Raw genomic sequence first — 24,777 nt, 5'->3', positions numbered from 1 at the left:
CAGGTGGCGCTTCCGGTTATTTTTCGTCTTTGCTTTTTTCCCAGTTTAATTTCACGAAAAAATAACGAAACATGAGTGGCGGGCTGGTTTTTCTTTTTCCGGGGCAGGGATCCCAGTCGGTGGGGATGGGAATGTCTTTTTTCCAGTCCAGCCCTCTGGCCAGGCGCCGCGCCGAAGAGGCTTGCGACGCTCTGGGATTCGATATGCTAAAACTCATCGCCGAAGGGCCAGAGGAAGAGCTTCGCCTTACGGCCAACACCCAGCCTGCCTTGCTGTTGGTTTCCGCTGTGGTTTACGAGGCCCTTCAAGAGGCCAAAGGGATTGCGCCTAAAGCGGTGGCTGGGCATAGCCTTGGTGAGTTTTCGGCCTGTTTTGCCGCAGGGGCCTTATCTTTCACCGACGCCATAAAACTTGTACGGAAAAGGGGGGAGTTGATGCAATCCTCCGTCCCCGCCGGTGAAGGCGGCATGGCCGCCATAATAGGCCTTACTCCCGAAGATGTGGCCAGGGTTTGCGCTGAAGCGGGCGGCTCCGTGGCTCCGGCGAATTTCAACAGCCCGGAGCAAACTGTTATCGCCGGGGCCGCTGGCGATATGCAAAAGACAATGGACGCGCTGAAATCCGCCGGGGCCAAAAAGCTGGTTCCATTGCAGGTGAGCGCGCCGTTCCATACGTCATTCATGGCGCCTGCCCGGGAAGGCTTGGCCGAATATATGAAGACCGTGGAGGTCCGCGATCCCAAAATCCCCATAATCCGCAACGTTGACGCCGGGCTGTCAGTCACCGCTCAGGATGTGCGCGACGGGCTGATTAAACAGGTGACAGGCTGTGTGCGTTGGGTGGATTCCATGAAAACCCTGCCGGGGCTGGGAGTGACCAAAGCGCTGGAATTGGGGGCTGGCAAAGTGTTGGCTGGCCTTATGAAGCGGATAGACAAGAATATAGAGGCCATATCCATAGGCTCCGTAGAGGATCTCAACCGCGCGATGGAGGCGCTTTAAGCCATGGGCAGGTTAAACGGCAAGGTGGCGCTGGTTACCGGCGCCTCCAGAGGCATAGGGCGGGGCATAGCCGAGGCATTCGCAAAAGAGGGGGCCAGCCTCTTTCTTGTGGCCCGGGGCGGAGTTCCCACGGATACGGTGGAGGCCTGCCAGACGCTGGGGGTTAAAGCCATCGGCGTGGCGGGGGATGTGGCCAGCGCCGCTTTCGCCAAGGAGACCGTGGCCAAATGCGTAGAGAGCCTTGGCGGGCTGGACATACTGGTGAATAACGCGGGCATCACGAAAGACGGGCTTCTTTTAAGGATGAAAGAAGAGGATTTCGACGAGGTGATCCGCGTAAACCTCAAAGGGGCCTACAACTTCATGCAGGCCGCCTCCCAGGTGATGATAAAGAAACGTTACGGCAGGATAGTGAACATATCCTCCATAGTGGGGCAGACAGGCAACGCCGGGCAGGTGAATTACGCCGCTTCCAAGGCGGGCCTTTTCGGCATGACCATGTCGGCGGCCAAGGAACTGGCATCGCGAGGGGTGACTGTGAACTCCGTGGCGCCAGGGTTTATTGTGACCGACATGACAGGCTCCCTTCCGGACAAGGTCCGGGAGAAATTGTTGGAATCCATACCCATGGGCCGGTTCGGCGAAGTGGCCGATATAGCGGCCGCCTGCCTTTACCTAGCCTCCGGCGACGCCGGGTATGTTACAGGGCAGACCATATCGGTGAACGGCGGCATGGCCATGGGCGTTTGAATTTTGGGCTTTTATTTTGGGACTTTTCAATTAAAATTAGACAACTGTTTTTTGGGAGATAATGACTTATGTCGTCTATTGCGGAGAAGGTCAAGTCGATCATTGTCGAGCAACTGGAGGTTGACGCCGAGAAAGTTGTGGCCAACGCCAAGTTCGACACGGACCTTAACGCGGACTCTCTGGACGTGGTGGAGCTGGTGATGGCTTTCGAGGAAGCCTTCGACATCGAGATCCCCGACGAGGACGCCGAGAAGATCCAGACTGTCCAGCAGGCCGTTGATTACATTACCAACGCCACAGCGGGCAAGGCCTAACGGCCTTCACCATGCCCTATCCGGCGGGCCGTTTTGGCCCGCGGCGGGTTTTATTGAAAAGCCTGACGTAACCGCTTTTTTGGCAATAGGATGAAAAACGTAGTAATCACGGGCCTTGGCATGGTCACCCCCCTGGGTATAGGTGTGGATGAGACCTGGAAAGGCATAGTGGAGGGGCGCTCCGGCATAGGCCCCATCACCAGGTTCGACGCCACCGATTACCCCGTGCGTTTCGCCGGGGAGGTGAAAGGGTTCGACCCATTGAACTATCTTGATGGCAAAGAAGCCAAAAAGATGGACACCTTCATCCATTTCGCCATCGCCAGCGTGAAATACGCTTTGGCGGACTGCGGGATAGACCTTGAAAAACTCACCCCTTCCCAGCGGGAACGGTTTGGTGTGGTAATAGGGGCGGGCATAGGGGGCCTTCCGGAGATAGAGGCCACGGCCAAGATACTGGCGGAAAAAGGCCCGCGCCGGGTGTCCCCGTTCTTCATCCCCTCGGTTCTGGCCAACATGGCCGCCGGCCAGGTCTCCATCCACTTCGGGCTCAAGGGGCCTCTAGGTTGCCCGGTAACGGCCTGCACCACAGGCTCTTCGGCCATTGGCGACGCGGCCAGGATAATAGAGCGGGGCGACGCGGACATGATAGTTGCCGGGGGCGCCGAAGCGGCCATCACCGGCCTTGGCGTGGCGGGGTTCGCCGCCGCCAGGGCGTTGTCCAAGCGAAACGATGAGCCGGAAAAAGCCAGCCGCCCGTTCGATAAAGACCGGGACGGGTTCGTGATGGGTGAAGGCTCCGGCGTGGTGGTGCTGGAAAGAAAAGACCACGCCATAGCCCGGGGCGCCAAAATATACGCGGAGATTATAGGTTACGGCATGAGCGCAGACGCTTACCACATGACCGCCCCGCCGGAAGGCGGGGAGGGCGCGGTTACCTGCATGAACCACGCTATCCGGGACGCCGGGATAATGCCTGAAAAGATAGGCTACATTAACGCCCACGCCACATCCACCATGGCCGACGCCATTGAGACTGCGGCCATAAAGAGGGCTTTCGGCCAGCACGCCTTCAACCTGGTGGTGTCTTCCACCAAGTCCATGACCGGGCATCTGCTGGGCGCCGCTGGCGGAATAGAGGCCATATTCGCCATCAAGGCGCTGGAAACCGGGATAATCCCTCCAACCATAAACCTGGACAACCCCGATCCGGCGTGCGACCTGTTCTATGCGCCGAACAAGGCGGTCCATAGGAATATCGAATACGCGTTATCCAACTCTTTCGGGTTTGGCGGCGTGAACGGTTCCGTGATTTTCAGCAAGCCGCAAGCCTGATCTATCAGCCTCCAGCGTTGCCAGTAACATCGTTATGATGGGCTGGCGCAGGCACGAGGCGCATAAACTGTATAAAAAATACAGTTTATGCGCTGGTTGATTTTAGGGAAACGTTAGGTATAATATGCCTCTATAATCATACCGGCCCGATTCCCGGAATTCTAAAGGAAGGCGTTTTTCCCTGTTTTCCCGGCTAAACATCGCGCCCGAACCGTTTTGAGAGGTATCCAGTTAACACTTATGGAAATCGCAAGCGCAAACCCCATGGGGCGGACTACCACCACCGACATAACTGATCTTCTTAAAGGCCACGGAATCACTTCCACTCTTCAGCGGGTGGAAATCGCGCAAATACTTCTATCGCGGCCACAGCACCTTTCCGCCGAACAAACGCTGGAGAAAGTGAACAGGGGCAGAAGCCTGGCTTCCAAGGCCACCATTTACAACACCCTAAAGCTTTTTGTGGAGAAGGGGCTTGCCCGCGAAGTAATAGCAGACCCGGCCCGGGTGTTCTACGAGCCGAAGACCACCGATCATCACCACATCTTCGATGTGGACACCGGCGAGCTTTCAGACATCGAGCCCGGCTCTCTGATGATAGCCGCCATGCCCCAGTTGCCGGACAACATGGAAGTGCTTGGGATGGACGTGGTTATCCGCGTGAAAAAACGGGACCAGTAATCCCGCTTAGGTTCGGGTAAACACCATGGGCGGCTCTGGCGTGGAGCGTCTCACTGTTTCCACCAGGAGCCGGACGCAATTCATAGACATCACCGGGGAAGCCCGAAGGCACGTCAGGAAAAGCGGCGTATCCGAGGGGCTTCTTTTCATCTACGTACCGCACACCACCGCCGCCGTCACCATCAACGAGAACGCCGACCCGGACGTTATGGCGGACATGGCCCACGCGCTGGAGAAAATCGTTCCCTGGAGCGACAAGGCGTACCTGCACGGGGAGGGGAATTCCGCCGCCCACGTCAAATCTTCCATGCTTGGCTGTTCGGCGACGGTAATCATAAGCGGCGGTGATATTGTCCTTGGCTCCTGGCAGGGGGTATATTTCGCCGAGTTCGATGGGCCCAGGAACAGGACGGTGTTTTTTAAAATCGTGGCCGGTTGAGCTTTTCACCGCGCTTCCAAACCCCACGCTGTTATAAAATCTTCCGATGGATCTTAATTTCACCGTTACGGCAAAAGACCCTTCCAGCAAAGGCAGGCTAGGGTTTTTCACCACTTCCCACGGCATTGTCGAAACCCCGGTTTTCATGCCTGTGGGCACCCAGGGCTCCGTAAAAACCATGGACCCGGAAGAGATATACGGGATGGGGAGCAGAATAATCCTGGCCAATACGTATCATCTTTACCTGAGACCGGGGCACAACACGGTAAAAGAACTGGGCGGACTCCACAGGTTCATGGCCTGGGATGGCGCCATCCTTACAGACTCCGGCGGGTTCCAGGTGTTCTCCCTCAACGAACTGGTAAAGATCACCGACGAGGGGGCGTTGTTCGCCTCCCATCTGGACGGGTCCAAACACATGTTAAGCCCGGAGCTTTCCATGGAGATACAGGAATCGCTGGGGGCGGACATCATCATGGCTTTCGACCAGCCGGTGGCGCCCACAGCCTCCCCTCACGAGGCGCAAACTGCCCTGTCGCGCACATCCCGCTGGGCGGAGCGGTGCTTGAGTGCGCATAAACGGCAGGATCAGGCGCTATTCGGCATCACCCAGGGCGGGTTCGACACAGCCCTCAGGGAGCAGAGCGCAAAAGAGATAACCCGGCTTCCTTTCGACGGGTTCGCCATCGGCGGGCTTTCGGTGGGTGAATCCAAGGAGATCATGGCGGATATGATAGACCACGCCGAACCATACCTTCCAAAAGACAAACCCAGATATTTAATGGGGGTTGGCACGCCCGACGACCTGGTGCGGTGCGTGGCCCGGGGGGTGGATATGTTCGACTGCGTCATGCCCACCCGTAACGCCCGGAATGGGAGCCTGTTCACGTCAGAGGGCAAGATAGCCATAAAAAACGCCCAGTACGCCCGGGACAACACGCCGCTGGATCCGGAATGCTCCTGCTCCACCTGCGCCCGGTTTTCCAAAGCGTATCTGAGGCATCTTTTCATGGCGGGGGAAATTCTGGCCCTCCGGCTGAACACCATCCACAACCTGACGTTTTACAGGAACAGGATTGAAGAGATTAAAAAAGCCATTCTAAACGGAACGCTGGGGCAATGGGCCGCCCAGTTGGACAAGGAGGCATGAACGCCCCCGTAATGCCCCCTGTTCCTTCCCATGCCATCGGGATTTATATCCATATTCCTTTCTGCCGCCACAAATGCTTTTACTGTGATTTTTATTCACTTCCGGGGCGGGAAGAGTTTGTAGAACCATACATCGGCGCAGTGGTAAAAGAAACCGTCCTTCGCTCACAGGATACGGGCAGGCTGGATGTGGCCTCCATTTTCTTCGGCGGCGGCACCCCGTCGTTGCTTGCGCCGGGGCAGGTGGAGCGGATAGTCTTGGCGGTGGCGGCGGCCCATAACATCCTTCCCGGCGCCGAGATAACGCTGGAGATGAACCCCGAAAGCGTCACCTTGGATAAACTGGCTGGCTATAAGGCTTGCGGTGTGAACCGGGTGTCAATCGGCGCGCAATCATTAAATCCGGCGGAACTTCAAGCGCTGGAGCGGATACACACCCCGCGCCAGGCTCAAGAGGCGGTGGAGATGGCGATCTCAACCGGCATAGAAAATGTTTCGGTGGACATGATGTTCGCCCTGCCCGGCCAGAGGGTGGGTGGGTTTATCGCCCAACTTGCCGAGGTTTGCCGCTGGGGCATAAAACATCTTTCGTGTTACGAACTCACGCCGGAGCCCGGCACGGCATTGGGCAAGGCGGTGGAGCTGGGCGAAGTGGCGCTACCGGATAACGGAGACGAGTTCTTCGACGCGAGCGAACGCTTTTTGGGCGGTGAGGGCTATGAGCATTACGAAATATCCAACTATGCCCGGCCCGGGTTTGAATGCCTGCACAACATAGGCTATTGGGAATACCGGGATTATCTTGGGATTGGCTCCGGCGCCCATGGCCTGATTGGCGGGGTACGATACGAGAACGCCCGGGGCCTGGAGGAATATCTGCGGCTTGCCGGTTCCGGAGCCCTGCCCACCGTCAGCCAGGAGATGCTAACGCCGAACCAAAAATACACCGAACGGCTCATGTTGGGATTGCGGATGAAAGAAGGCATCCAGTATTACGACAATGAAATAACGCCACGCCTGCTAAAGCTGATAGACCAGGGCATGCTGGAATTTTCCCAGAACCGCTTGAAAACCACACCGGGCGGGTGGAGGCTATTAAATTCCATACTAGAAAAAGTCTAAAATAGCTCGGATTGATAATAGGCTGAATATTCAGGCGTTATTCCCTCTTTTTTGCCACAGTCAACCAACTCCCCAAAAAACACGGCCAATAAATTCTTGACAATAATTAGATTGGGTATAAATTTTAGACCTGTGTTAAAGGGTGTCCCTTGATTATGGGAGGACAGCATGAAGCTTCTTAGCCCCGCTCTTTTGCTGACAGTTCTTCTCATCTTTACCCCCCAAACAGCCAAAGGTGAATTCAAGGTTTCAGCTCCCCTGGGACTGCCGCCGGTTCCCGTGCCGGAAAACAACCCCATCACCAAAGAAAAGGTCGCTCTTGGTGAAAAACTTTATAACGACACCAGACTCTCCAAGGACGGCACGGTGGGGTGCGTTACCTGCCATTCGCCGAAGAAAGGTTTCGCAGACGGCAAGAGGGTGTCGGAAGGGGTAGGGAAACAGACCGGCGCCCGGAACGCCCCCACATCGGCCAACGCCGCCTATAACAAACTGCAGTTTTGGGACGGCAGGGCCGGCTCGCTTGAGGAGCAGAGCAAGGGGCCGCTCATAAACCCGGTGGAGCATGGGCTTGCAAACCATGGCGAATTGCTCAAGATAGTGAGGAAAGATCCGGCGTATGTAAAAGCGTTCAAAGAGTCCTTCGGCGTCGCCGGGGAAAAAATCACGATAGACCATGTGGCCATGGCCATAGCTTCCTTCGAGCGGACGCTGGTTTTCGGTAACAGCCCCTTTGACCGTTACTATTTCGGCGGCGAGAAAACGGCCGTGCCTGATGATGTGAAGAAGGGGTTCGAAATTTTCAACGGAAAAGGCAGGTGCCAAACCTGCCACGCCATCTCGGAAAAATTCGCCCTGTTCACCGATAACGATTTTCATAACATCGGCGTAGGGTTCTCGAAAATCTCTCCGAAGCTCAAGGAGAAGACCCAGGCGTTCAAGGAATGGAAGGGCAAAGGGGGCTCGCTGGATGTGGAAGCGATAACCAACGAAGAGGTTTCGGAGCTGGGCCGGTTCGCAGTTACGCTGGAAAACCGGCACATCGGAGCCTTTAAGACCCCAACGCTACGCAACGTGGCGCTGACGGCGCCGTACATGCACGATGGCGGCACGGCCACGCTGGAGGAGGTCGTGGAGTTTTACGACCGCGGCGGTGAGCCTAACCGTTTTCTGGACGGAGGGATGCGGCCGCTGGGCCTTACCAGTGAAGAAAAGCGGCAGTTGGTGGAATTCCTGCGGTCGCTTACCAGCCCTCAACTTTAACGGCTTTTTGGAGGAGCCAGGCAATGGGTATGGATAGAAGGGACTTTTTGAAAAAGACGGGTGTTTCCGCGTGCGCGATGGCTTTTGCTAATCCATTGAGCTTCATTTCCATGACTGGAGGCGACGGGAAACCGTTCACCTTCGCCTACATCTCCGACTCGCATATCAACCAGGTCAGCGGCTCCACATTTACAGAAACTTTCGACAACGGGTTGAAAAAAGCCGTGGCGGATCTTGATTTCGCCGACATCGAGCCGGATTTCGTGTTTTACGGCGGCGACCTGGCCCAGTTTGGCAAGAAGGAAGAGCTGGACCATGGAATGGGGATGCTCTCCAAAACCAGGCACAAGATCAGGGCCATCATGGGGGAGCACGACTTTTACCTGGACATGGGGGAGTACTGGCGTTCCCTCTTTGGCCCGGATCATTACTCCTTCGAACACAAAGGGGTGAAGTTTATAGCCATAAACAGCATCCTCACCTACGAAAAGTGGATTAACCAGTGGAAGACGCCCCAGGAGCGGATGAAAAACATGGCCCAGCTGGACAATCCCAACGGGTCGCCCTTCATGGTGGGCTCAGAACAGCTTAAATGGATGAAGGTGGAGCTGGAAAAGGTTTCGCCATCTACTCCGGTGGTGGTGTTCTCCCATTCGCCGCTGTACAAGTATTACAAGCCGTGGAACTTCTGGACGGACGACGCCGAGGAGGCGCAGAAGATATTGTCCCGGTTCAAGAACGTCACGGTTATCCACGGCCATACGCACCAGGTATTGGTCAACCAGATAGGCCCCATCCGCTTCTTCGGCGTGATGTCAACGGCGTGGCCCTGGCCGTATCCGGATAGCAGGCGCGTCCCCAAACTTACAATACCCATGAACCGGGCCAACCCCTTCAAAAGCACCGACGGGTGCGGCTGGGGCTGGGTGAATGTGGCCGGGGGGCTCCCCAGTAAACATTACGAGCTTTGGGAGAACAAACCGGTGAATATCGGGCCGGACATGAAACCGCGTGAAGCCAGCAGGACCGACCTGGCCAGGCAAAGATATTAAGGAGGGGACCATGCATATAAAAGCGATTTACGCTCTGCTTGGGGTGATGGTAACCATGGCCGGAACCTCGCATGCGGCGGAGCTCACGGCGCAGGACCTGGTGGATTACAAGGCCGCGTATAAAAAGGTGGTGGACGAGGGATACAGGATATTCCACACCCCCCAAGGCGCAAACGGCGTGGCTTGTGATATGTGCCACCCCAACGCCGCGGATACCCATCCGGAGACATACCCCAAGTTTCAGATACAGTTGGGCAAAGTGGCCGCCCTGCGGGATATGATCAACTGGTGCATCATAAATCCCGCAAAAGGCACGGCCTTTGACGCCAACGACCCGCGAATGCTGGCGCTGGAGGCGTATATCACCTCCGAACGTAACGGCTTATCGCTCGCGCCTGGCAAGCACTGACATTTTTCGCGTCAGACCTCCCTTTCGGCTGAAACCTGCGGTGAACAGGGATTGGCCGAGGGGGAAGCCTGGCGCGGTTTCGCTGAAACACAAGATGTTCCAGTGGCATATTATTGATATTCAGATGGTTATGCGCAAAATTGGCTTTCCGCCCCTTTTTTGCCTGCCTTGTTGACCAATCCCTTTTCAGCCGTTCGGCCTATAATGTAGTTAAGCTTTTCATTGTTTAGAAAAGCCGTGATTAAGACCGCCCTCCCGGGCGTTGTCAAAAGCGCCCGCCGGACGGCCTGCCGATAAACCTCTCATAGGGAGGCTCATCATGATTTTAGTAACAGGAGCTACCGGAACTATTGGAAGCGAGTTGGTGAAACTGCTTTCCGCCAGGGGCGAGACGTTCCGGGCGTACGTGAGAAACACAAAGAAGGCCACGGCCTTGAACATTCCCAGGATGGAGATATTCAAGGGCGACCTTAGCGATACCGTTGCGCTGGATAAGGCAATGCTGGGCATTACACGGGTGTTCCTGCTTTCCTCGCCGGATCCCGACCAGGTAAAACTGCAGGGGAACGTGGTGAAGGCCGCCAAAAAGGCCAAGGTTTCGCTGATTGTAAAACAATCGGCGTTTGGCGCAGGCGCCGATTCGACTGTGTCGCTGGCCCGCTGGCACTGGAAAACCGAGGAGGAGATCAAAAAGTCAGGCATACCTTACAGCATCCTCCGTCCTGTGATGTTCATGCAAAACCTGCTGATGTACGCGCCTGAAATCCGGACGGAAGGGGTCTTGCGCGTTCCGATGAAAGACGCCAGGCTGGCGCTCATCGACGCCAGGGACATAGCCGCGGTGGCCGTGACGATTCTTGTTGGCAAAGGGCACGAAGGGAAGACCTACGAGCTTACAGGCCCGGAGGCCCTGAGTTATGAAAAGATCGCCGGGCTCATCTCCGAGATCACCGGAAGGCATGTGTCCTACGTCGATATCACTCTGGCCGACGCCAGGAAGGCCTTGATCCACGGCGGCATGCCAGAATGGTTCGCCGATGACATACGCAAGCTGTTCGAGATGTTCAGGACAGGGCGTGGAGCCAGGCTGTCCACCGCAGTGGCGGATATCACCGGCGTTAAACCCAGACGGCTGGAGGAGTTCCTCCACGATTACTCGGATGTGTTCCTTGGAGAACTGGTGCACCACTAGCTTCCGTTTTCCATGGGGAGGTAAAATGCCGGGATAGCGGTTGTGAAGCTTTGGGATCTTGCGTGTTCCAAAGCCTGATCCCGGCAAGCGGCATGGAACGGCCATCATACCGCTCCATGCCGGTTCCTTATATCATCGTTACCCGTGGCTAAGCGGCCTTAGGTCTGGTTAATCAGGCGAAAAAGATGTATTCTTGGCCGGAATGGGGATGTAAAGGAGCCTTTCACAATTAATAGGGCAAATGAGCAAAACAGACATCCTGCTGGAAAGCGGCACAAACGAAGTTGAGATTCTGGAGTTTATGCTGGGCTCCCAGAGCTTCGGCGTAAACGTCTCCAAGATACGGGAGATCCTCACGTACAATCCCAAGTCCGTATCTTCCGTGCCGGAGGCTTACCCTTCCGTTATGGGTGTTTTTATCCTTCGGGATTCCACCATTACCCTGATCAACCTTGCAAAACACCTGGATGTCCCGCTCAAGGACCAGGAGGACAGGTTTCGTGTGGTGATGGTCTGCTCGTTCAACAACCTTACAAACGGTTTCCTGGTGGACGGCATCAACCAGATCCACCGGTGCTCATGGTCGGAGATAACGCCGTTGCCCCCCATCATCGCCCAGCACCGCCCGGCCGTCACATCCTCCGTCACCATAAACAAGCGCAACATTTTGCTTATAGACCTGGAGCATATCCTGGCGGACATATACCCCAAAACGAGGCTTGTGTACCACGAGGATGAAGATCCGAAGCACGCCGCCAACATAGACCAGCGGCACCACGAGCGCCAGATGAAGCATATCGTTCTGGCGGAGGATTCTCCCATCGTGCGGGCCAAAACCATTTCCGTGGCCCAGGAAGTGGGCTACTCCAACATCACAAGTTTCGATAACGGCCTGGACGCTTTCGACCATGTGGCCCAGCTTGCGGCCCGGGCCAAACGTGAGGGCAAACCGGTGACCGATTATGTGTGTACGCTGGTGACAGACGTGGAAATGCCGCAGATGGACGGGCTTACGGTATGCAGACGGGTGAAGGAAGAACTTGGCTTGAAGGAATTGCCGGTGGTCATATTTTCATCGCTGATTAACGACGCCATGATCCACAAGTGCAAGACGGTCGGGGCCGACGCCTGGCTGAACAAGCTGGAGATAGGCGACCTTGTGCATATGCTCGACCGCCTCTGCCTGGGCAAAGACTAGCCGGAACCCCAATAGGCGGCGGGCCGTTAGATAACCCTCCCCTCGAAGTTGCGCCATGCGCCTATGACAAGCCCCACAATGGGGTTCTCGTTTTCCCGCAGGTCTATATGCTGGATTTTTTCCGCCAGGTTTAATGGTATTAGATATAAATGGCTACCGTCTTTCTGGAGCATCTTGGCGGTGATGCCCCCCCCCTCGTAAACGGCGTATATCTTCCGCTCCAGTATCCTTTCCTTGTCCACGTCCCGGTCTATTATCACAATGTCGCCCGGGTTTAGGTGAGGTAGCATGGATTCCCCCTGCACGCGGCAGGCTATAAGGTTTTTGGATGCGCCGGACTGTTTTAAAACCCTCATATGCAAAAGGATGTGGTCTATCACGTTTTCTTCCGTGATGATGGGCATCCCGGCGGCTATTCGCCCCTCGGTAAGGGGGACGCTGATGTAATGCTCCCCCTCCCGGCCCGAAGGGAACGCGGGCTCGGCGAAACCCCTCGCCGCGCCCCGGGATGGATGAAGATGGAAGATGACCGGCTTGGTGTCCCTCACGTCCGCCGGGAGTGGCTTGCCGGTGATGAGCCTCCCCAGGTCCATCCCGGCCACCTCGGCTATCTTCAGCAATATGTCTATGTCTGGCATGGCGCCCTCCTCGTACCTCCTTATGGAGGTATGGGAGACGCCGACCAGCTCGGCGAATTCCTTCAGCGTCCGCTCCCCCCGGACATCCTTTATCCTTTTGGCCAAAGCCTTGCGGTCTATCATGTTTTTACGCAAAAGTTCAAAATTTTATTGACAATTAACGCTTCAGTTAATTAGGATTTTAATTCGGTGGCCGGGCATTTACAAGTCAAAAAAATCTTCTTTTCTTGGGAGGTTCCTGAGGTGGGGAAAAAAAGCAAGTCGGGCGGTTTGGGGCTGGGGTCCTGCGGCAGGATACCCGCGCCGGGCAATCCCCCGGCCTCCGGCAGGCGCAGGTTCTACACCACGTCCCAGCTTATGGCGCGGTGGGGGGTGAGCGTTGCCACCATCATAAGGCTGATAGACGAGGGGCAATTGCGGGGGCTTAAAATCCGCGGGGTGTACCGTGTGGACAGTGACTCGGTGGAGAGGTACGAAAAAAAAGTGGCCTTTTGATTTTTTACAATAATACACTTTAACCGCCGGTTAGCTTATAATCATGTTCTTCGGGTAGTCATGTCCATCAAAGCAAAATTATATTTTAGATGAGCAGTCAGGCTGGCTAGGGCGCCATTCAGGATTATGTGAAAGAGCTTACCGCCGTCACTAAAGATGTGCAGTCGGCGATGGGGAGCAGTTCATATAAAGACGCGGACATGTCCCGGATACAGGATTACGCCAAGGCTTTGCTGGACATCCATAAACGCCTCATGGTGGGATACGACACGGTGGATGGCCGCTCCAGGATAATCGAGCGGTTTTTCAACCAGTGGAACAACATGGTGTTCGGCGTGTTCTACGTGGCGGAGCTTGTGGAGAAGAACAAGGCCATCTCGGAGAAACAGTTCACCATCTTCCGCGCCGCGCTGGACGAAATAATCCGCTATACCCAGAAATTCGGCGCCAAGTACTAAAGCCTTGAAAAGGCCGGTTAATCCTTTTCCTCCCCTTTAACCATCTGCCGCAACTGCCGGACTATCTCGTTTAACTCCTCGGCCTGTTCGCGAAGATGGGTGGCGGCCTCGGCGGCTTCCCCGGCGCCTTTGGCGGCGGTTTTAGTGACCCGGCCAAGTTCCGCCATGGTGGCGTCCACCACCGATACGCTGGAAGCCTGTTCGCCAGCCATATCCGCCATTTTGTTCACATGCTCCACAACATCCTCGACGGACTTGCGGATTTTCGTCAGCACGCCGTGGGTCTCGCTGGCCAGCTTGCCGCCGTTTTCGGTGTTTTCGATGGATTCCTGCAGGAAACCGGATGTCTCCTTCGCCGCAGACCCCACCCTCATCGCCAAAGAGCGCACCTCCTCGGCCACCACGGCGAACCCTTTACCGCTTTCGCCGGCCCTGGCCGCCTCCACAGCCGCGTTTAGGGCCAATAGGTTGGTTTGGGCGGCTATGTCTTCTATGAGTTTTATGATGGAGCCTATTTTCCCGGAAGATTGCCGGATGGAATCCATGGCTTCCATCGTCCTGTCCATGGACGTAGCGCCCCTGTCCACAATTCCCTCCACTTGGGTCATCAGCTTCTTGACCTTGGCCGACTCATCCTCGGCAGACTTGATAAGCTCCGTCATCCGCGACAGCGAGCCGGAAACGTTTGCCAATGCCCGTTCCTGCTCCGCCGCTCCATCTTTTAATTCCTCCCCGGTGGCGATTATCTGGCCGGACGCCTCCGTAACCCCCATGGTTTCAGTAGAGAGCCCCCCTGCAAGGTTTTCCAGCATTACGCCCGCCTTGTAATGGATGACGTAAAACAGGATGCCCAGCATGATAAGCCCCTCCACGGCGAAAAACGCGCCGAAGAGTATTTTGCCTTTGGTGATGGAATCCTCCACCTCTTTCATGGAGATTGTGAGGGCCAGGGCGCCCACGGCTTCCCCCTCCTTGCCCTGATGGCAGTCGAAACAGTTCACCCCCCGCCAGTTGGCCGACAGGAGGAACGGGAGGGTCGCTTTAAGCTCCCCCTTTTGGTAATCGAACTCCGGCTTGCCGGAGGCCAAAACCCGATTGTCGCTATCGGTTTTCGGGGCTTCATCCGGGGTTCCATCGCCTAGCTGTTCATTGATGGCCTTGCCCCGGACCACCCGGACGTCTTTTATCCCTTCCATCTGCCCGATCATGTTCAGAAGGGTCTGCCGCCTGTCCATGGCCCCGGCCACCATAAGGTTGTTCAGGGAGCTCAAGGTTACGTCGGCGATCTCCAGGGCGCGGATTCTGGCCTGTTCTATGGCCTGGTCCTGTTGGCTCCGGCCAGCCCAGATGATATTGGCTACCGAGGTGAGAGCGAAAATGACACCGAGCGGGAAGATTATTTTAAAACTTAAAGACCTGCCTTCAAACCATCTCATTGATACCCCGGGTTTTCTTTGGAGGAAACGTTAAGATTGTGTTCGCTCAAAAAATAATACCGCGTTTATCACTTGCAGTGAAGAGGTATCCAAAAAACTGCTTATTGAAACATTGTCCACCAACGGATTGAATTTAACGATTCACCGGATTTTTCAAAATATGTATAATACCTGCCTGAATATCTTTGTCTTGCTGGCCGCGTTCGCAAACGTTATCTTCCACATTACGCCGTATGGGAAATCGCGGTATCTTCGTCCGGGGCCGGATCTAGCCATGAGGGGGAGGCTATGAACATTATCCAAAAAGTATATGGCGGTTTTGGGGTGGCGCTTGCCCTGTTGCTGGCGCTTGGCGGTTATTCAGTTTATGTGGCTGGTGAATGCCTCCATGAGGCCGAAACCATAAGCCATGTTAGCATGCGAAGCAAGGCCGCCAGCGAGATGAGCATGGCGGTTATCCAGGTGCAACAATGGTTGACGGACATATCCGCCACCCGGGGCGCCGAAGGTTTCAACGACGGGTTCGATGAAGCTGAAAAATACGCCCAGCTGTTCAGGCAAAAAGCCGGTGAACTGGAAAAACTGTACGCTGGCACCCCATGGGAGGCCCAACTGCGCCAGACCGGGGAGGATTTCGAAGGGTATTACCAAATGGGCCGCAAAATGGCCCAGGCGTATATAGACGGCGGACCGGAAGCCGGTAACGTGATGATGGAGCAGTTTGACCCATACGCCGAGAAGTTGCATGTGGCCGTGGACAAAGTGGTGGAAGGATCCCGTAAGGAGCTGGATGACTCCGTGGCGAACCTCAACTCCCAATCTAGCGCCAGCAAAACCGCGGGAATTGTCCTCATGGCCGCCGGGTTGATTTTGGGTTCAGCAATCGCCTGGAGGATATGCTCTTCCATGCGCAAACACCTTACCGCCATGGCCGGGGAATTGTCTGGGGGGGCGGAGCAGGTGGCCGCGGCGTCTAAACAGCTTTCAGCCGCCAGCCAGTCCTTGGCGGAGGGGGCCACACAGCAGGCTTCATCGCTGGCCCAGACCACGGCCACCTTGGGCGGCGTGGCAGAGGAGGCCCGGCGCAACGCGGACAACTCCGGCCAGGCCCAAACCATCGCGCTGGAGGCCAGCGCCGAAGCCCAGCGTGGGGCCGAGGCCATGGGCGCCATGATAAAGGCCATGGACTCCATAGACACCTCCTCCAGAAAAATAGGCGATATCCTCAAGGTCATCGAGGAAATAGCCTTCCAGACGAACCTGCTGGCCCTAAATGCGGCGGTGGAAGCGGCCCGGGCGGGAGAGCACGGGAAAGGTTTCGCGGTGGTGGCCGAAGAGGTTCGCAACCTGGCGTTAAGGTCCGGCAACGCCGTGAAGGAGACTTCCGCGCTTATCGGGGAATCCCATGCCAGGGTCACGGAGGGGAACCTTACCGCCCGGCAGGCCAACGATATCCTTGTGAAACTTGTGGGGAAAATTAAAAACGTGGCGGGGATCGTCCAGGAGATAACCTCCGCTTCGCAAAGCCAGGCGCAGGGGGTGGAGCAGGTGAACGAAGCCGTGTCTCAGATGGACGCGGTTACCCACCGCTCCGCCGCCAACGCCGAGGAGACGGCGGCGGCCTCCGAGGAGCTGTCCGCCCAGGCCGGTAGCATGCAGGACACCGTTACGGCGCTTTCCATCCTCATAGGCTCCTCCAATATGGACGGCGCGGGCCGGAACTGACTGGCGCAAATCAAGCCGCCCCCGGGATTCCCGCGGGGGCGTAGCTTGCCAGTTCCCATATACCCCCATTAAAAATATTAATTGGCCCGGGCCGCTCCCTTCCCTCTACCATTAAGTATCAGTACCAGTTCTATCATGTTCGAAACCCAATGGAAGGAGCGGTCATGCCGGAAGCGGCGGATACAAGCGGAGCCCAGGTAAAGTACACCACGTGCTATATGTGCTCGTGCCGGTGCGGGATAAAAGTGACCATAGAGAACGGCATGCCGCGTTTCATCCAGGGTAATCCGGCTCATCCCACTAACAAGGGGGTTATTTGCGCCAAGGGCTCGGCGGGCATCATGAAACAGGTGAGCCCTGCGCGTATCAAAAAGCCGCTACTCCGCAAAGAGGGGGCCGAACGGGGAGCCGCCGATTTCGAGGAGATTTCGTGGGACCGCGCTTACTCGATCCTAGCCGAACGGCTGGCCAAAATCCGCGCCACCGACCCCAAGAAGCTGGCCTTCTTCACCGGGCGCGACCAGATGCAGGCGCTCACCAGCTATTTCGCCAAACAGTTCGGAACCCCCAATTTCGCCGCCCACGGCGGTTTCTGCTCGGTGAACATGGCCACCTCCATGATCTACTCCATCGGCGGCACAGGATGGGAGTTTGGCGGGCCGGACTGGGACCGCACAAAATACCTCCTTCTTATCGGCGTGGCGGAGGACCATGACAGCAACCCCTTTAAGATAGGCATAGGCCGGTTAAAAGACCGTGGCGGTAAACTGGTGGTGGTAAACCCCGTCCGCTCCGGTTACGGGGCTGTGGCCGACGAGTGGGTTCCCGTGAGGCCCGGAACCGACGGGGCCCTGCTCCTCTCCATGCTCCACGTGATAATAAAGAACGGGCTTTACGACCGGGAATTCCTGCTGACCCACACAAACGCGCCCCAGCTTGTGGTGATGGACGAGGGCGGAGAGGACGAAGGGCTGTTCTGGCAGGAAGGCAAATTCGAGGACAGCGACACCAACCAGAATTACGTTTGGGACACGGTGACAAACTCCCCCAGGCCGTTCATGGCCAAGGGGGTGGAGCCCGCGCTGTTGGGCCAGTTCAAGACGCCGGACGGCAAGACCGTAAAAACCTCGTTCCAGCTTTTGGCGGAGCGGGTGTTAGCCGATTACGAGCCTTCTAAGATGTCTAAAATCGCCGGCGTTCCCGCCTCGCAGATAGAGCGCATAGCTTTGGAAATGGGAGTGGTGGCGCGGGACGAGAAAATAACGCTACCAATAGAGTGGACCGACGCCTGGGGCAACCATCACACCTCCGTTACGGGCAACCCGGTGTCCATCCACGCCATGAGGGGCATCGCCGCCCACTCCAACGGGTTCCAGACGGGCCGGGCGTTATCGGCGCTGATGATGACCCTTGGCCTTATAGACCGGCCCGGCGCATTCCGGCACAAACCGCCGTATCCGCGGCCCATCCCCCCGTGCCCGAAACCCATTGACGATCCGGCGCTGGTGAAACCCAATACGCCGCTCCCCAACCCGGAGCTGGGGTTCCCCACCAAGCCCGAGAACCTTATGATAAATCCCGACGGCACGCCGGTGCGCATAGACAAGGCGTATTCGTGGGAATTCCCCATTACGGCCCACGGGATGATCCAGAACGTCATAACCAACGCCTGGAGGGGAGACCCCTACAAGATAGACACCCTGATATTCTTCATGGCCAACATGGCGTGGAACTCCTCCATGAACACCTCGGCCATGATAGAGATGCTGAAAGACAAAGAGCCGGACGGGACGCACAAAATACCTTTTCTGGTGGTGTCCGACGCGTTCTATTCGGAGATGGTGGCCTTCGCCGACCTGGTCCTGCCAGACACCACTTATCTTGAACGGTACGACGTCATATCGCTGTTGGACAGGCCCATCAGCGATTTTACCAGCGTGGTGGACTCCATCCGCCAGCCGATACTCCCGGCTCCGGAAGGGTGCGAGCCGTTCCAGGAGACTTTAATAAAGCTTGCGGGCATGTTGGGCCTTCAGGGTTTCTGCGACGAGTCCGGCAAACCGAAATTCAAAGGCTACAACGACTTCATCACCAACTGGACCGTGGCGCCGGACACTCCCATAGGTTTCCTGGCAGGCTGGCGCGGCAAAGATGGCGACGAGCATCTGATAGGCGAGCCGAACCCAAACCAGTGGGATATGTACATTAAGAACGGATGTTTCTTCCAGTTCGAGCTGGAGGAGTCTATCCAGTACCACCGCAACATAAACCAGGGGTATCTCAACTGGGCGCTGGACCACAAGCTGATAAGGCGGAACGACCCTATCATCATGAAGATATACTCCGAGGTCTTGCAGAGGTTCCGGCTGGCGGCCAAGGGCACGCGGCCCGGCAGAAAACCGGCCACCGCCGCCCAGAAGGCGCGCCTGCTGAAGTATTTCGACCCGGTTCCCTTCTGGTACCCTCCCATAGAGGACGAGAAGGTGGACACCGGCAAATACACCATCCACGCCATCACCCAGCGGCCCATGCCCATGTACCATTCGTGGGACTCGCAGAACGCGTGGCTCCGCCAGATCATCGGGCAGAACTTCATGTACATAAACCCGTTGAAGGCCAGGGAGATAGGCGTCAATGACATGGACTGGATATGGGTGGAATCGGCCCACGGGAAGATCCGCGTCCAGGCGAAGTTCTCCCACGCCGTCCAGCCTGACACGGTGTGGACGTGGAACGGCATCGGCAAGATGGCCGGAGCTTGGAACCTCCATCCAAAAGCGGAGGAGGCCACCAAAGGGTTCCTGCTGAACCATTGTATTACCGAGGAACTGCCAGACGGGAACGGCGGGAAAATATCCAACTCCGACCCCATTACCGGCCAGGCGGCGTGGTACGACCTGCGGGTGAGGATATACAAGGCCGATGAGGAGGGGCATTGGCCCCAGTTCCCGCCGTTAAAGCCATTGCCCCACATGGAGAAGAGGGCGGAGATCCTTCAGTACACCACCAGGAAGGGGGGTAAATAACAGCCATGACACAGCTTGCGCTGGTAATAGATTTGAACAAGTGTGTGGGATGCCACGCCTGCGCGGTGAACTGCAAGTCGTGGAACACCTCCGGCCAGTTCGGCCCGTTGACCGACAAACAGCCTTACGGCGAAAAACCCGACGGGGTATGGTTCAACCGGGTGCAGACATACGAGGTGGGGGAGTTCCCGGACGTGGAGGTGATGTATTTCCCCAAATCGTGCCTGCATTGCGTGGACGCGCCATGCGTGGAGGTTTGCCCCACCAACGCCTCGCACAAGAGGCTGGAGGACGGCATCGTTCTGGTCAACTATGATGACTGCATCGGGTGCAAATACTGCTCGTGGGCCTGCCCCTACGGGTGCCGGGAGTTCGACGACACCGAAGGGGTCATGAAAAAATGCACCCTCTGCGTTGACAGGATCTACGACCAGTCGCTACCCGAGGATGAGCGGAAACCGGCCTGCGTGCTGGCCTGCCCGGCGGGCGCCAGGATATTCGGCGACATTCACGACCCGGCATCCGAAGCCTCGGTGGCCATCCGGGAAAAGATGGGCTACAAGCTGATGCCCGAGGCGGGAACAAACCCGAGCAACCATTACCTTCCCCGGCGCAGGGCGCATATTCCTCTGGATCAGGCGCAGATAACGGTGGTCAAACACGAGGCTATCAAGGCCGAAAGGAAAATCCTGGCCGACGCGGAGACGACGCTGGAAGACCACGGGTTGGGCGGATAGGAAAGGGACTAAAAAGATGCATCCTGAATTATCGCTGATACTGCTCACTGTCCTGGCCGGTGTGGGCCAGGGGCTTTTCGCTTTTCTGGTGGGCGCTGATATAAGGTTATCGGGAACGGGCGGCCTGCCCGCGGACGCGGCTGTGGCGGGCGCAGGCGCCGCTTTGGCTTTCACCCTGGCGGGAACGGCGGCTTCCTTCTTCCACCTCACCCATCCGGAACGGGGCTGGAAGGCCATACTGCAGTGGAAAAAATCGTGGCTCTCCCGTGAGGTGGTCCTGTTGCCCGCGTTCCAGGGCCTTGCGGCCCTTTACGGTCTTTGCGCCTATGCGGGGGTGGATATTTGGATTCGCTACGCCGTGGGTTCCCTCGGCATTGTGGCGGCGCTGTGGCTTTACCTGGCGTCAGGCATGCTATACGCCAAGATCCGCTTCATAAAAGAATGGAGCAACGTTTATACGCCCATCAACTACGCGCTGGTGGGGCTGGCAACTGGCTCTGTGGCTGGCGTGGCGGTTCTGGAGCTGTTGGGAGCGCCCGCGGAGGGAACTCTGGCGGCGTTGCGCGGCGCATTCGCCGTGATGTCGCTGGGGCTATTAACAAAAGCCATGTCGTACCATCACAACGCCCACATTTACAGTTCCACCAACGCCCAGACGGCTACAGGGTTTAGCCATTCGCTTATAAAACTTATGGACATGGGAGTAAGCTACGACCATTACAACACCAAGGAGTACGCGTACCGGACGGGATTAAACCGGAGCGTGTTGAGGGCCGTGGCTCTGCTAATACTGTTCGTGGTTCCCTTTGTTGTCCTTACCATGGATTACATGCCTCTGTTAAGCGGTTCCCAGGGCTCCATGGCGGTTGTGGCGGCGCTATTGGCGGTGACTGGAGCCTTCCTGGAGCGGTGGCTGTTTTTCACGGACGGCAACCACGCGCAAAACTTGTATTACGGCAATTTCATCGAGAAGGGCATATCAAACCCGCTACTTCAGCGGGCCAAGGCGGGCACGCCCGCGCCCAGATAGGTGTAGCGCTCCGGGGGCGGCTTTTAAGCTGTAAAGAATCGCCTCCAAAAAGGCCACCCCGGAGTTTATCTATAAATCCTTCAGCGTATCCACCGGGTTCACACGCCCGGCTTTCCAGGCGGGGTACAGCCCCGCCACCAGCGTAAGGAAAAACACACCAGTGAGGATGCCCATCACGCTTTCCCGGTACAGCCGGAACTTCATTACCGGATCCAAAAGCACGCCGCTTATGTCTGAGCCTTCCACAAGATAGAAGCTTAAATCCAGTCCGGTGTTCTTCATGTAGAGATACCATGGCGTGGTGATGATCACGCCCAGGATCAGCCCGGCAATCCCCAGCCATAATGACTCCAGCAGGACCATGGCGAAAAGTTTTATGGGGCTCAAGCCCACGGCTATCATCACGCCGAATTCCCGCCACCGCTCCAGCACTCCCATCATGATGGTGTTCAGGATGCCTGCGGCTATCATTATCCCCACCAGAAACTGGTAGATGTAGTTGGACGCCTGGTCCACGGCGATATGCCCCGCCAGGTCCGCCTGGGTTTCGCTCCATGTGAGGACTTCCGCCGGTTTTCCTTTGATGGCATTGGCGATGCTCGCCCTGGCCTTGCCGGCGTCGCGATGGTCGCTGATGAAAACGGATATCAAGGTGGCCTCATCAGCGGCATATCCCAACGCTGTGCGGGCGAGGCCGATGGGCAAGATCACCGTGGCCCCGTCCACCTCGTCCACCCCCGTTTTGAACACACCGGCCACCCGCGCCACTTCACTTATGAGCTCCCCATGCGCGTCGGTGGTTGTAAACACGAACTTTTTCCCAAGCCCCAGGTTAAGCTTCTCCTTGAGCTTCACCCCCACCAGAGCTTCCCGGCCATCGGGTTTTGATGGCGCCTTCCCCTCCACCAGGGAGCCCACATAAACGTTTATATCCGGCCCTTCCACCGCCGGATCTATGGCCATGAAAATCCCACCCACGCTTTTCGCCGCCGACGAGAACATGGCCTGGCCGGTGATGCGGGACGCTGTCCGCTCCACATCCGGCAGGCGCGCGATGGTTTTCGAAATTTCTTCCGTCCCGGCTATTCTTTTGTCCAGCGCGGGGCTTGCGTTATACCCTTGCGGTTCCACCGTCACATGGCCGAACCCCATCCTGGCGCTGGTGTTTATCATATTGGTGTAAGAGTAATCGCCCATGGCGGTGAAGGTTACTGAAAGGAACACGCCGAAAGCCACCGTGAGGGCCGTGACGAACGTCCGGCGTTTGCGCCGCTGGATGTTTCTCCACGAAAGCTTTAACAACATGGAATCACCTGTGGCGGATGGCCTGGGCCGGATGGAGAATGGCCGCCTTTATGCCAGGGTAAACCACCGCCCCCATGGCGACAATGAACAGGAACACCAGCGGCTCGAGCACCGTTTTAAGCGTCACCTTGGCTTTCCAAATGGGATCGAAAGCCACGCCGCCGAAAGAGCCCCCTTTCCATGCCCACGACAGGTCCAGCCCATGGGCCTGGTAATGGAGCGCCACGGGCAAGCCCGCCGCCAGCGCCAGCGCGCAAGCCGCCGTGGCCAGCGCCAGCGCCTCGGCCAGCACAAGCCCCATAACCTGCCCGGGTGACACGCCGATAGCCTTCATCACACCGAATTCGGGAATCCTCTCGAATACGCTCATGAGCATCGCGTTGAAAGTTACCAGCCCGATGGCCGTGTATGTAAGCAGTATCATGAACGCCATTACCACGTCCAATAGCTCGAACACCCGGGCTACCACCGGCCTCAGCTGGCGCCAGTCTTTCACCTCCATCCCCGGCGCGGCCACAGTCACCGCCGCTAAAGCCTCGTCCAGATTCGCTGATGGGTTCTTCCTTTTTACGGCTATTTCGTGGGCGCCTTCCGGCAGGGCCATGAACTCCCTGAAAGCGTTCCCGGTCATAACAAGCCCGCCCCGGTCCAGCCCTTCGCTGACCGATTTTAAAACCCCCCGCACCCGGTAAATGTCGTTGGCCATGGAGCCGTCCGCCGCCTGTCCCACCGCCACCACTTCAGACCCTACCCAAACACCCAGCGCACGCGCCAGTTTTTTACCGATTACCACCCCTTTTGGGTCGTCATCGGCGATCCATTCACCAGCCAGCAAGTGCCGGTGCAGGTAGGTGACGTTAAATTCATGGGCCGGATCCACCCCACGGATGGACACACCCGCGCTTCTGGAGCCCGCCGCCAGCAGGCCGAAACCGTACAGCCGTTCCGCCACATAAAAACCCCTGGACTCAAGCTTTGCCCTCAACGCCCCCCCATCGGGTATGGTTTTGTAAAAATCCGGGTCTTGCCTGTATCCTTCGCGATGGATCTGGACATCGCCAGTGTCCATGTCCACAATGTTCCCTATCATCACTGTCACCATCCCCTCCACCAGTGAAGTGTAGAAAACCATCACCGCGCCGGCGAGGCCCATGGCGCCCACGGTGACCAGCGCCCGCAGACGGTTGCGGGTAACGTTGCGCGCGGCCAGCACGAAGGGGTTCATGGCGCGCCCGCGGCCCGGCGAAGCTCTGAGAGGGAGAAAAGGGAGTCTGCCAGAGGTATGTCAAACTCCATGGCTTCGTATGTAAGCTCCGTAAATTCACCGGGTAGGTTCGAGGGGACCGCCTTCAGCACGGCGGGGATCCGCCTCCCTCCAAAAAGTCTTACGTTGTGGAATGTCATAACCCGGGCCGGCTTGAGGTCTTCGTCAAAATAGACCTCATGTACGGGTATGTAATCCTCGCCGGACACCCATACCTCCATTTGGATTTTCCCCCACACCACCGCCGCCTCCGGTTTGGGGGTCAGGTCGAAATCCATCATCTTCTTTCCGTCCCGCTCGCCATCGAAAGTTATCTCCACGAAGTAGTCATCCGTAAGGCGCGACTCTTTTACCAGATCGTCGTTGGTGAAATGGCTCCCCATCCATGAACCCATCATCATGCCCGCGGTGAGGCGGATGGTGCGGTCGGTCTTGGGAAGATAGGTGTATATGGTATCGCCGGACTTTAGAGTTGCCGTCCCTTTCTCCTTAAGGGGGGAAATTATGCGCACCAGGGTTTTTTCTTTTCCCAAAGACCATGCCTCCAGTTTGATGGAACGGGTGTAGTTGGCGGTTTTCACGCTCATGGCAAGCTTTGCGTGGGAGGAAATCCCTCGCCACATGTCATCTATCTTGCGCAAGATGGCCTCGGCCCGGGCCGAGGAGGGCGTTTCAGCCTGCGCCTGATAAGCTCCCGGCAGGGCTATCGCTATGGCCAACGCCATGATGGCCATGGTTTTCCGCGCGGCGGCGCAATA

The 24,777-nt window shown here is 57.1% G+C and carries 24 protein-coding genes; 19 read left to right on the top strand and 5 right to left on the bottom strand.

All coding sequences use genetic code 11. The annotated features are described in order from the left end of the window. Positions 1 to 71: 71 nt before the first annotated feature. The 13 genes from fabD to HY751_07305 all read left to right on the top strand — a co-directional run bounded on the left by fabD (position 72) and on the right by HY751_07305 (position 11,905). Positions 72 to 1,001 (top strand): ACP S-malonyltransferase, encoded by a 930-nt coding sequence (gene fabD, locus HY751_07365; protein ID MBI4666209.1) that lies wholly within the window; start codon positions 72 to 74, stop codon positions 999 to 1,001. Positions 1,002 to 1,004: 3 nt separating this feature from the next. Beyond that, on the top strand, positions 1,005 to 1,751 hold the full coding sequence (gene fabG / locus HY751_07360; protein MBI4666208.1) for a 3-oxoacyl-[acyl-carrier-protein] reductase: 747 nt from the start codon (positions 1,005 to 1,007) through the stop codon (positions 1,749 to 1,751). Between the two features lie 68 nt (positions 1,752 to 1,819). Beyond that, entirely contained in the window at positions 1,820 to 2,065 is a 246-nt protein-coding gene (locus HY751_07355) for an acyl carrier protein (GenBank protein ID MBI4666207.1), read from the top strand. A 90-nt stretch (positions 2,066 to 2,155) separates the two neighbouring features. Then, positions 2,156 to 3,400: a beta-ketoacyl-ACP synthase II gene (gene fabF, locus HY751_07350; GenBank protein ID MBI4666206.1), complete on the top strand. Its 1,245-nt coding sequence runs from the start codon at positions 2,156 to 2,158 to the stop codon at positions 3,398 to 3,400. Positions 3,401 to 3,664: 264 nt separating this feature from the next. Next, positions 3,665 to 4,081 (top strand): transcriptional repressor, encoded by a 417-nt coding sequence (locus tag HY751_07345; protein MBI4666205.1) that lies wholly within the window; start codon positions 3,665 to 3,667, stop codon positions 4,079 to 4,081. Positions 4,082 to 4,106: 25 nt separating this feature from the next. Continuing rightward, positions 4,107 to 4,520, top strand: a complete 414-nt coding sequence (locus HY751_07340; protein ID MBI4666204.1) for a YjbQ family protein — start codon at positions 4,107 to 4,109, stop codon at positions 4,518 to 4,520. 46 nt (positions 4,521 to 4,566) lie between these two features. After that, positions 4,567 to 5,670, top strand: a complete 1,104-nt coding sequence (tgt, locus tag HY751_07335; GenBank protein MBI4666203.1) for a tRNA guanosine(34) transglycosylase Tgt — start codon at positions 4,567 to 4,569, stop codon at positions 5,668 to 5,670. Further along, entirely contained in the window at positions 5,667 to 6,791 is a 1,125-nt protein-coding gene (hemW, locus tag HY751_07330) for a radical SAM family heme chaperone HemW (protein MBI4666202.1), read from the top strand. Before tgt ends, hemW begins: the two co-directional genes overlap by 4 nt. Positions 6,792 to 6,959: 168 nt before the next feature. After that, positions 6,960 to 8,054, top strand: coding sequence for a cytochrome-c peroxidase (locus tag HY751_07325; GenBank protein MBI4666201.1), 1,095 nt, complete (start codon positions 6,960 to 6,962; stop codon positions 8,052 to 8,054). Between the two features lie 29 nt (positions 8,055 to 8,083). Beyond that, complete coding sequence (locus HY751_07320) at positions 8,084 to 9,106, top strand: metallophosphoesterase (GenBank protein MBI4666200.1); 1,023 nt, start codon at positions 8,084 to 8,086, stop codon at positions 9,104 to 9,106. Positions 9,107 to 9,116: 10 nt separating this feature from the next. Then, positions 9,117 to 9,515 (top strand): cytochrome C, encoded by a 399-nt coding sequence (locus HY751_07315; GenBank protein MBI4666199.1) that lies wholly within the window; start codon positions 9,117 to 9,119, stop codon positions 9,513 to 9,515. A gap of 319 nt (positions 9,516 to 9,834) precedes the next feature. Beyond that, positions 9,835 to 10,707: an SDR family oxidoreductase gene (locus HY751_07310; protein ID MBI4666198.1), complete on the top strand. Its 873-nt coding sequence runs from the start codon at positions 9,835 to 9,837 to the stop codon at positions 10,705 to 10,707. 241 nt (positions 10,708 to 10,948) lie between these two features. Beyond that, the gene (locus HY751_07305) at positions 10,949 to 11,905 is read left to right on the top strand and encodes a chemotaxis protein CheV (GenBank protein MBI4666197.1); all 957 of its coding nucleotides are present in this window, start codon (positions 10,949 to 10,951) and stop codon (positions 11,903 to 11,905) included. Between the two features lie 26 nt (positions 11,906 to 11,931). Here the strand turns inward: HY751_07305 and HY751_07300 are convergent, their stop codons facing one another. Further along, entirely contained in the window at positions 11,932 to 12,666 is a 735-nt protein-coding gene (locus HY751_07300; GenBank protein MBI4666196.1) for a LexA family transcriptional regulator, read from the bottom strand. A gap of 120 nt (positions 12,667 to 12,786) precedes the next feature. On the opposite strand from HY751_07300, the gene HY751_07295 reads away from it, so the two are divergent. After that, on the top strand, positions 12,787 to 13,038 hold the full coding sequence (locus HY751_07295) for a helix-turn-helix domain-containing protein (GenBank protein MBI4666195.1): 252 nt from the start codon (positions 12,787 to 12,789) through the stop codon (positions 13,036 to 13,038). Between the two features lie 128 nt (positions 13,039 to 13,166). Next, complete coding sequence (locus tag HY751_07290; protein ID MBI4666194.1) at positions 13,167 to 13,496, top strand: hypothetical protein; 330 nt, start codon at positions 13,167 to 13,169, stop codon at positions 13,494 to 13,496. A gap of 17 nt (positions 13,497 to 13,513) precedes the next feature. Here HY751_07290 and HY751_07285 read toward each other — a convergent pair whose 3' ends face one another. Continuing rightward, positions 13,514 to 14,932 (bottom strand): hypothetical protein, encoded by a 1,419-nt coding sequence (locus tag HY751_07285; GenBank protein MBI4666193.1) that lies wholly within the window; start codon positions 14,930 to 14,932, stop codon positions 13,514 to 13,516. Positions 14,933 to 15,220: 288 nt separating this feature from the next. On the opposite strand from HY751_07285, the gene HY751_07280 reads away from it, so the two are divergent. The 4 genes from HY751_07280 (at position 15,221) to HY751_07265 (ending at position 21,450) form a co-directional block, all read left to right on the top strand. Continuing rightward, positions 15,221 to 16,657, top strand: a complete 1,437-nt coding sequence (locus tag HY751_07280; protein MBI4666192.1) for a hypothetical protein — start codon at positions 15,221 to 15,223, stop codon at positions 16,655 to 16,657. A gap of 149 nt (positions 16,658 to 16,806) precedes the next feature. Next, positions 16,807 to 19,683, top strand: a complete 2,877-nt coding sequence (locus HY751_07275) for a molybdopterin oxidoreductase family protein (protein ID MBI4666191.1) — start codon at positions 16,807 to 16,809, stop codon at positions 19,681 to 19,683. A gap of 5 nt (positions 19,684 to 19,688) precedes the next feature. Beyond that, entirely contained in the window at positions 19,689 to 20,420 is a 732-nt protein-coding gene (locus HY751_07270; GenBank protein MBI4666190.1) for a 4Fe-4S dicluster domain-containing protein, read from the top strand. Between the two features lie 16 nt (positions 20,421 to 20,436). Beyond that, entirely contained in the window at positions 20,437 to 21,450 is a 1,014-nt protein-coding gene (locus HY751_07265; GenBank protein ID MBI4666189.1) for a dimethyl sulfoxide reductase anchor subunit, read from the top strand. A 69-nt stretch (positions 21,451 to 21,519) separates the two neighbouring features. Here HY751_07265 and HY751_07260 read toward each other — a convergent pair whose 3' ends face one another. From HY751_07260 to HY751_07250, 3 genes are read right to left on the bottom strand one after another with little or no spacing between them, the layout of a single operon-like run. After that, positions 21,520 to 22,755, bottom strand: coding sequence for an ABC transporter permease (locus HY751_07260; GenBank protein MBI4666188.1), 1,236 nt, complete (start codon positions 22,753 to 22,755; stop codon positions 21,520 to 21,522). Between the two features lie 4 nt (positions 22,756 to 22,759). Then, on the bottom strand, positions 22,760 to 23,980 hold the full coding sequence (locus HY751_07255) for an ABC transporter permease (protein ID MBI4666187.1): 1,221 nt from the start codon (positions 23,978 to 23,980) through the stop codon (positions 22,760 to 22,762). Further along, positions 23,977 to 24,753 (bottom strand): outer membrane lipoprotein-sorting protein, encoded by a 777-nt coding sequence (locus HY751_07250; protein ID MBI4666186.1) that lies wholly within the window; start codon positions 24,751 to 24,753, stop codon positions 23,977 to 23,979. The genes HY751_07255 and HY751_07250 overlap by 4 nt, the downstream gene beginning before the upstream one ends. Positions 24,754 to 24,777 lie beyond the last annotated feature (24 nt).

Source organism: Nitrospinota bacterium (assembly GCA_016208975.1).
In the GTDB taxonomy this organism is placed as follows: Bacteria; Nitrospinota_A; UBA7883; order UBA7883; family JACRLM01; genus JACQXA01.
This window is presented reverse-complemented; position numbering and strand designations above follow the sequence as displayed.

What these genes read in the sequence shown, in the direction of transcription:
- fabD (MBI4666209.1), top strand. Translation starts at nt 72, where the DNA reads ATGAGTGGCGGGCTGGTTTTTCTTTTTCCGGGGCAGGGATCCCAGTCG.
- fabG (MBI4666208.1), top strand. Translation starts at nt 1,005, where the DNA reads ATGGGCAGGTTAAACGGCAAGGTGGCGCTGGTTACCGGCGCCTCCAGA.
- HY751_07355 (MBI4666207.1), top strand. Translation starts at nt 1,820, where the DNA reads ATGTCGTCTATTGCGGAGAAGGTCAAGTCGATCATTGTCGAGCAACTG.
- fabF (MBI4666206.1), top strand. Translation starts at nt 2,156, where the DNA reads ATGAAAAACGTAGTAATCACGGGCCTTGGCATGGTCACCCCCCTGGGT.
- HY751_07345 (MBI4666205.1), top strand. Translation starts at nt 3,665, where the DNA reads ATGGGGCGGACTACCACCACCGACATAACTGATCTTCTTAAAGGCCAC.
- HY751_07340 (MBI4666204.1), top strand. Translation starts at nt 4,107, where the DNA reads ATGGGCGGCTCTGGCGTGGAGCGTCTCACTGTTTCCACCAGGAGCCGG.
- tgt (MBI4666203.1), top strand. Translation starts at nt 4,567, where the DNA reads ATGGATCTTAATTTCACCGTTACGGCAAAAGACCCTTCCAGCAAAGGC.
- hemW (MBI4666202.1), top strand. Translation starts at nt 5,667, where the DNA reads ATGAACGCCCCCGTAATGCCCCCTGTTCCTTCCCATGCCATCGGGATT.
- HY751_07325 (MBI4666201.1), top strand. Translation starts at nt 6,960, where the DNA reads ATGAAGCTTCTTAGCCCCGCTCTTTTGCTGACAGTTCTTCTCATCTTT.
- HY751_07320 (MBI4666200.1), top strand. Translation starts at nt 8,084, where the DNA reads ATGGATAGAAGGGACTTTTTGAAAAAGACGGGTGTTTCCGCGTGCGCG.
- HY751_07315 (MBI4666199.1), top strand. Translation starts at nt 9,117, where the DNA reads ATGCATATAAAAGCGATTTACGCTCTGCTTGGGGTGATGGTAACCATG.
- HY751_07310 (MBI4666198.1), top strand. Translation starts at nt 9,835, where the DNA reads ATGATTTTAGTAACAGGAGCTACCGGAACTATTGGAAGCGAGTTGGTG.
- HY751_07305 (MBI4666197.1), top strand. Translation starts at nt 10,949, where the DNA reads ATGAGCAAAACAGACATCCTGCTGGAAAGCGGCACAAACGAAGTTGAG.
- HY751_07300 (MBI4666196.1), bottom strand. Translation starts at nt 12,666, where the DNA reads ATGATAGACCGCAAGGCTTTGGCCAAAAGGATAAAGGATGTCCGGGGG.
- HY751_07285 (MBI4666193.1), bottom strand. Translation starts at nt 14,932, where the DNA reads ATGAGATGGTTTGAAGGCAGGTCTTTAAGTTTTAAAATAATCTTCCCG.
- HY751_07280 (MBI4666192.1), top strand. Translation starts at nt 15,221, where the DNA reads ATGAACATTATCCAAAAAGTATATGGCGGTTTTGGGGTGGCGCTTGCC.
- HY751_07275 (MBI4666191.1), top strand. Translation starts at nt 16,807, where the DNA reads ATGGAAGGAGCGGTCATGCCGGAAGCGGCGGATACAAGCGGAGCCCAG.
- HY751_07270 (MBI4666190.1), top strand. Translation starts at nt 19,689, where the DNA reads ATGACACAGCTTGCGCTGGTAATAGATTTGAACAAGTGTGTGGGATGC.
- HY751_07265 (MBI4666189.1), top strand. Translation starts at nt 20,437, where the DNA reads ATGCATCCTGAATTATCGCTGATACTGCTCACTGTCCTGGCCGGTGTG.
- HY751_07260 (MBI4666188.1), bottom strand. Translation starts at nt 22,755, where the DNA reads ATGTTGTTAAAGCTTTCGTGGAGAAACATCCAGCGGCGCAAACGCCGG.
- HY751_07255 (MBI4666187.1), bottom strand. Translation starts at nt 23,980, where the DNA reads ATGAACCCCTTCGTGCTGGCCGCGCGCAACGTTACCCGCAACCGTCTG.
- HY751_07250 (MBI4666186.1), bottom strand. Translation starts at nt 24,753, where the DNA reads ATGGCCATCATGGCGTTGGCCATAGCGATAGCCCTGCCGGGAGCTTAT.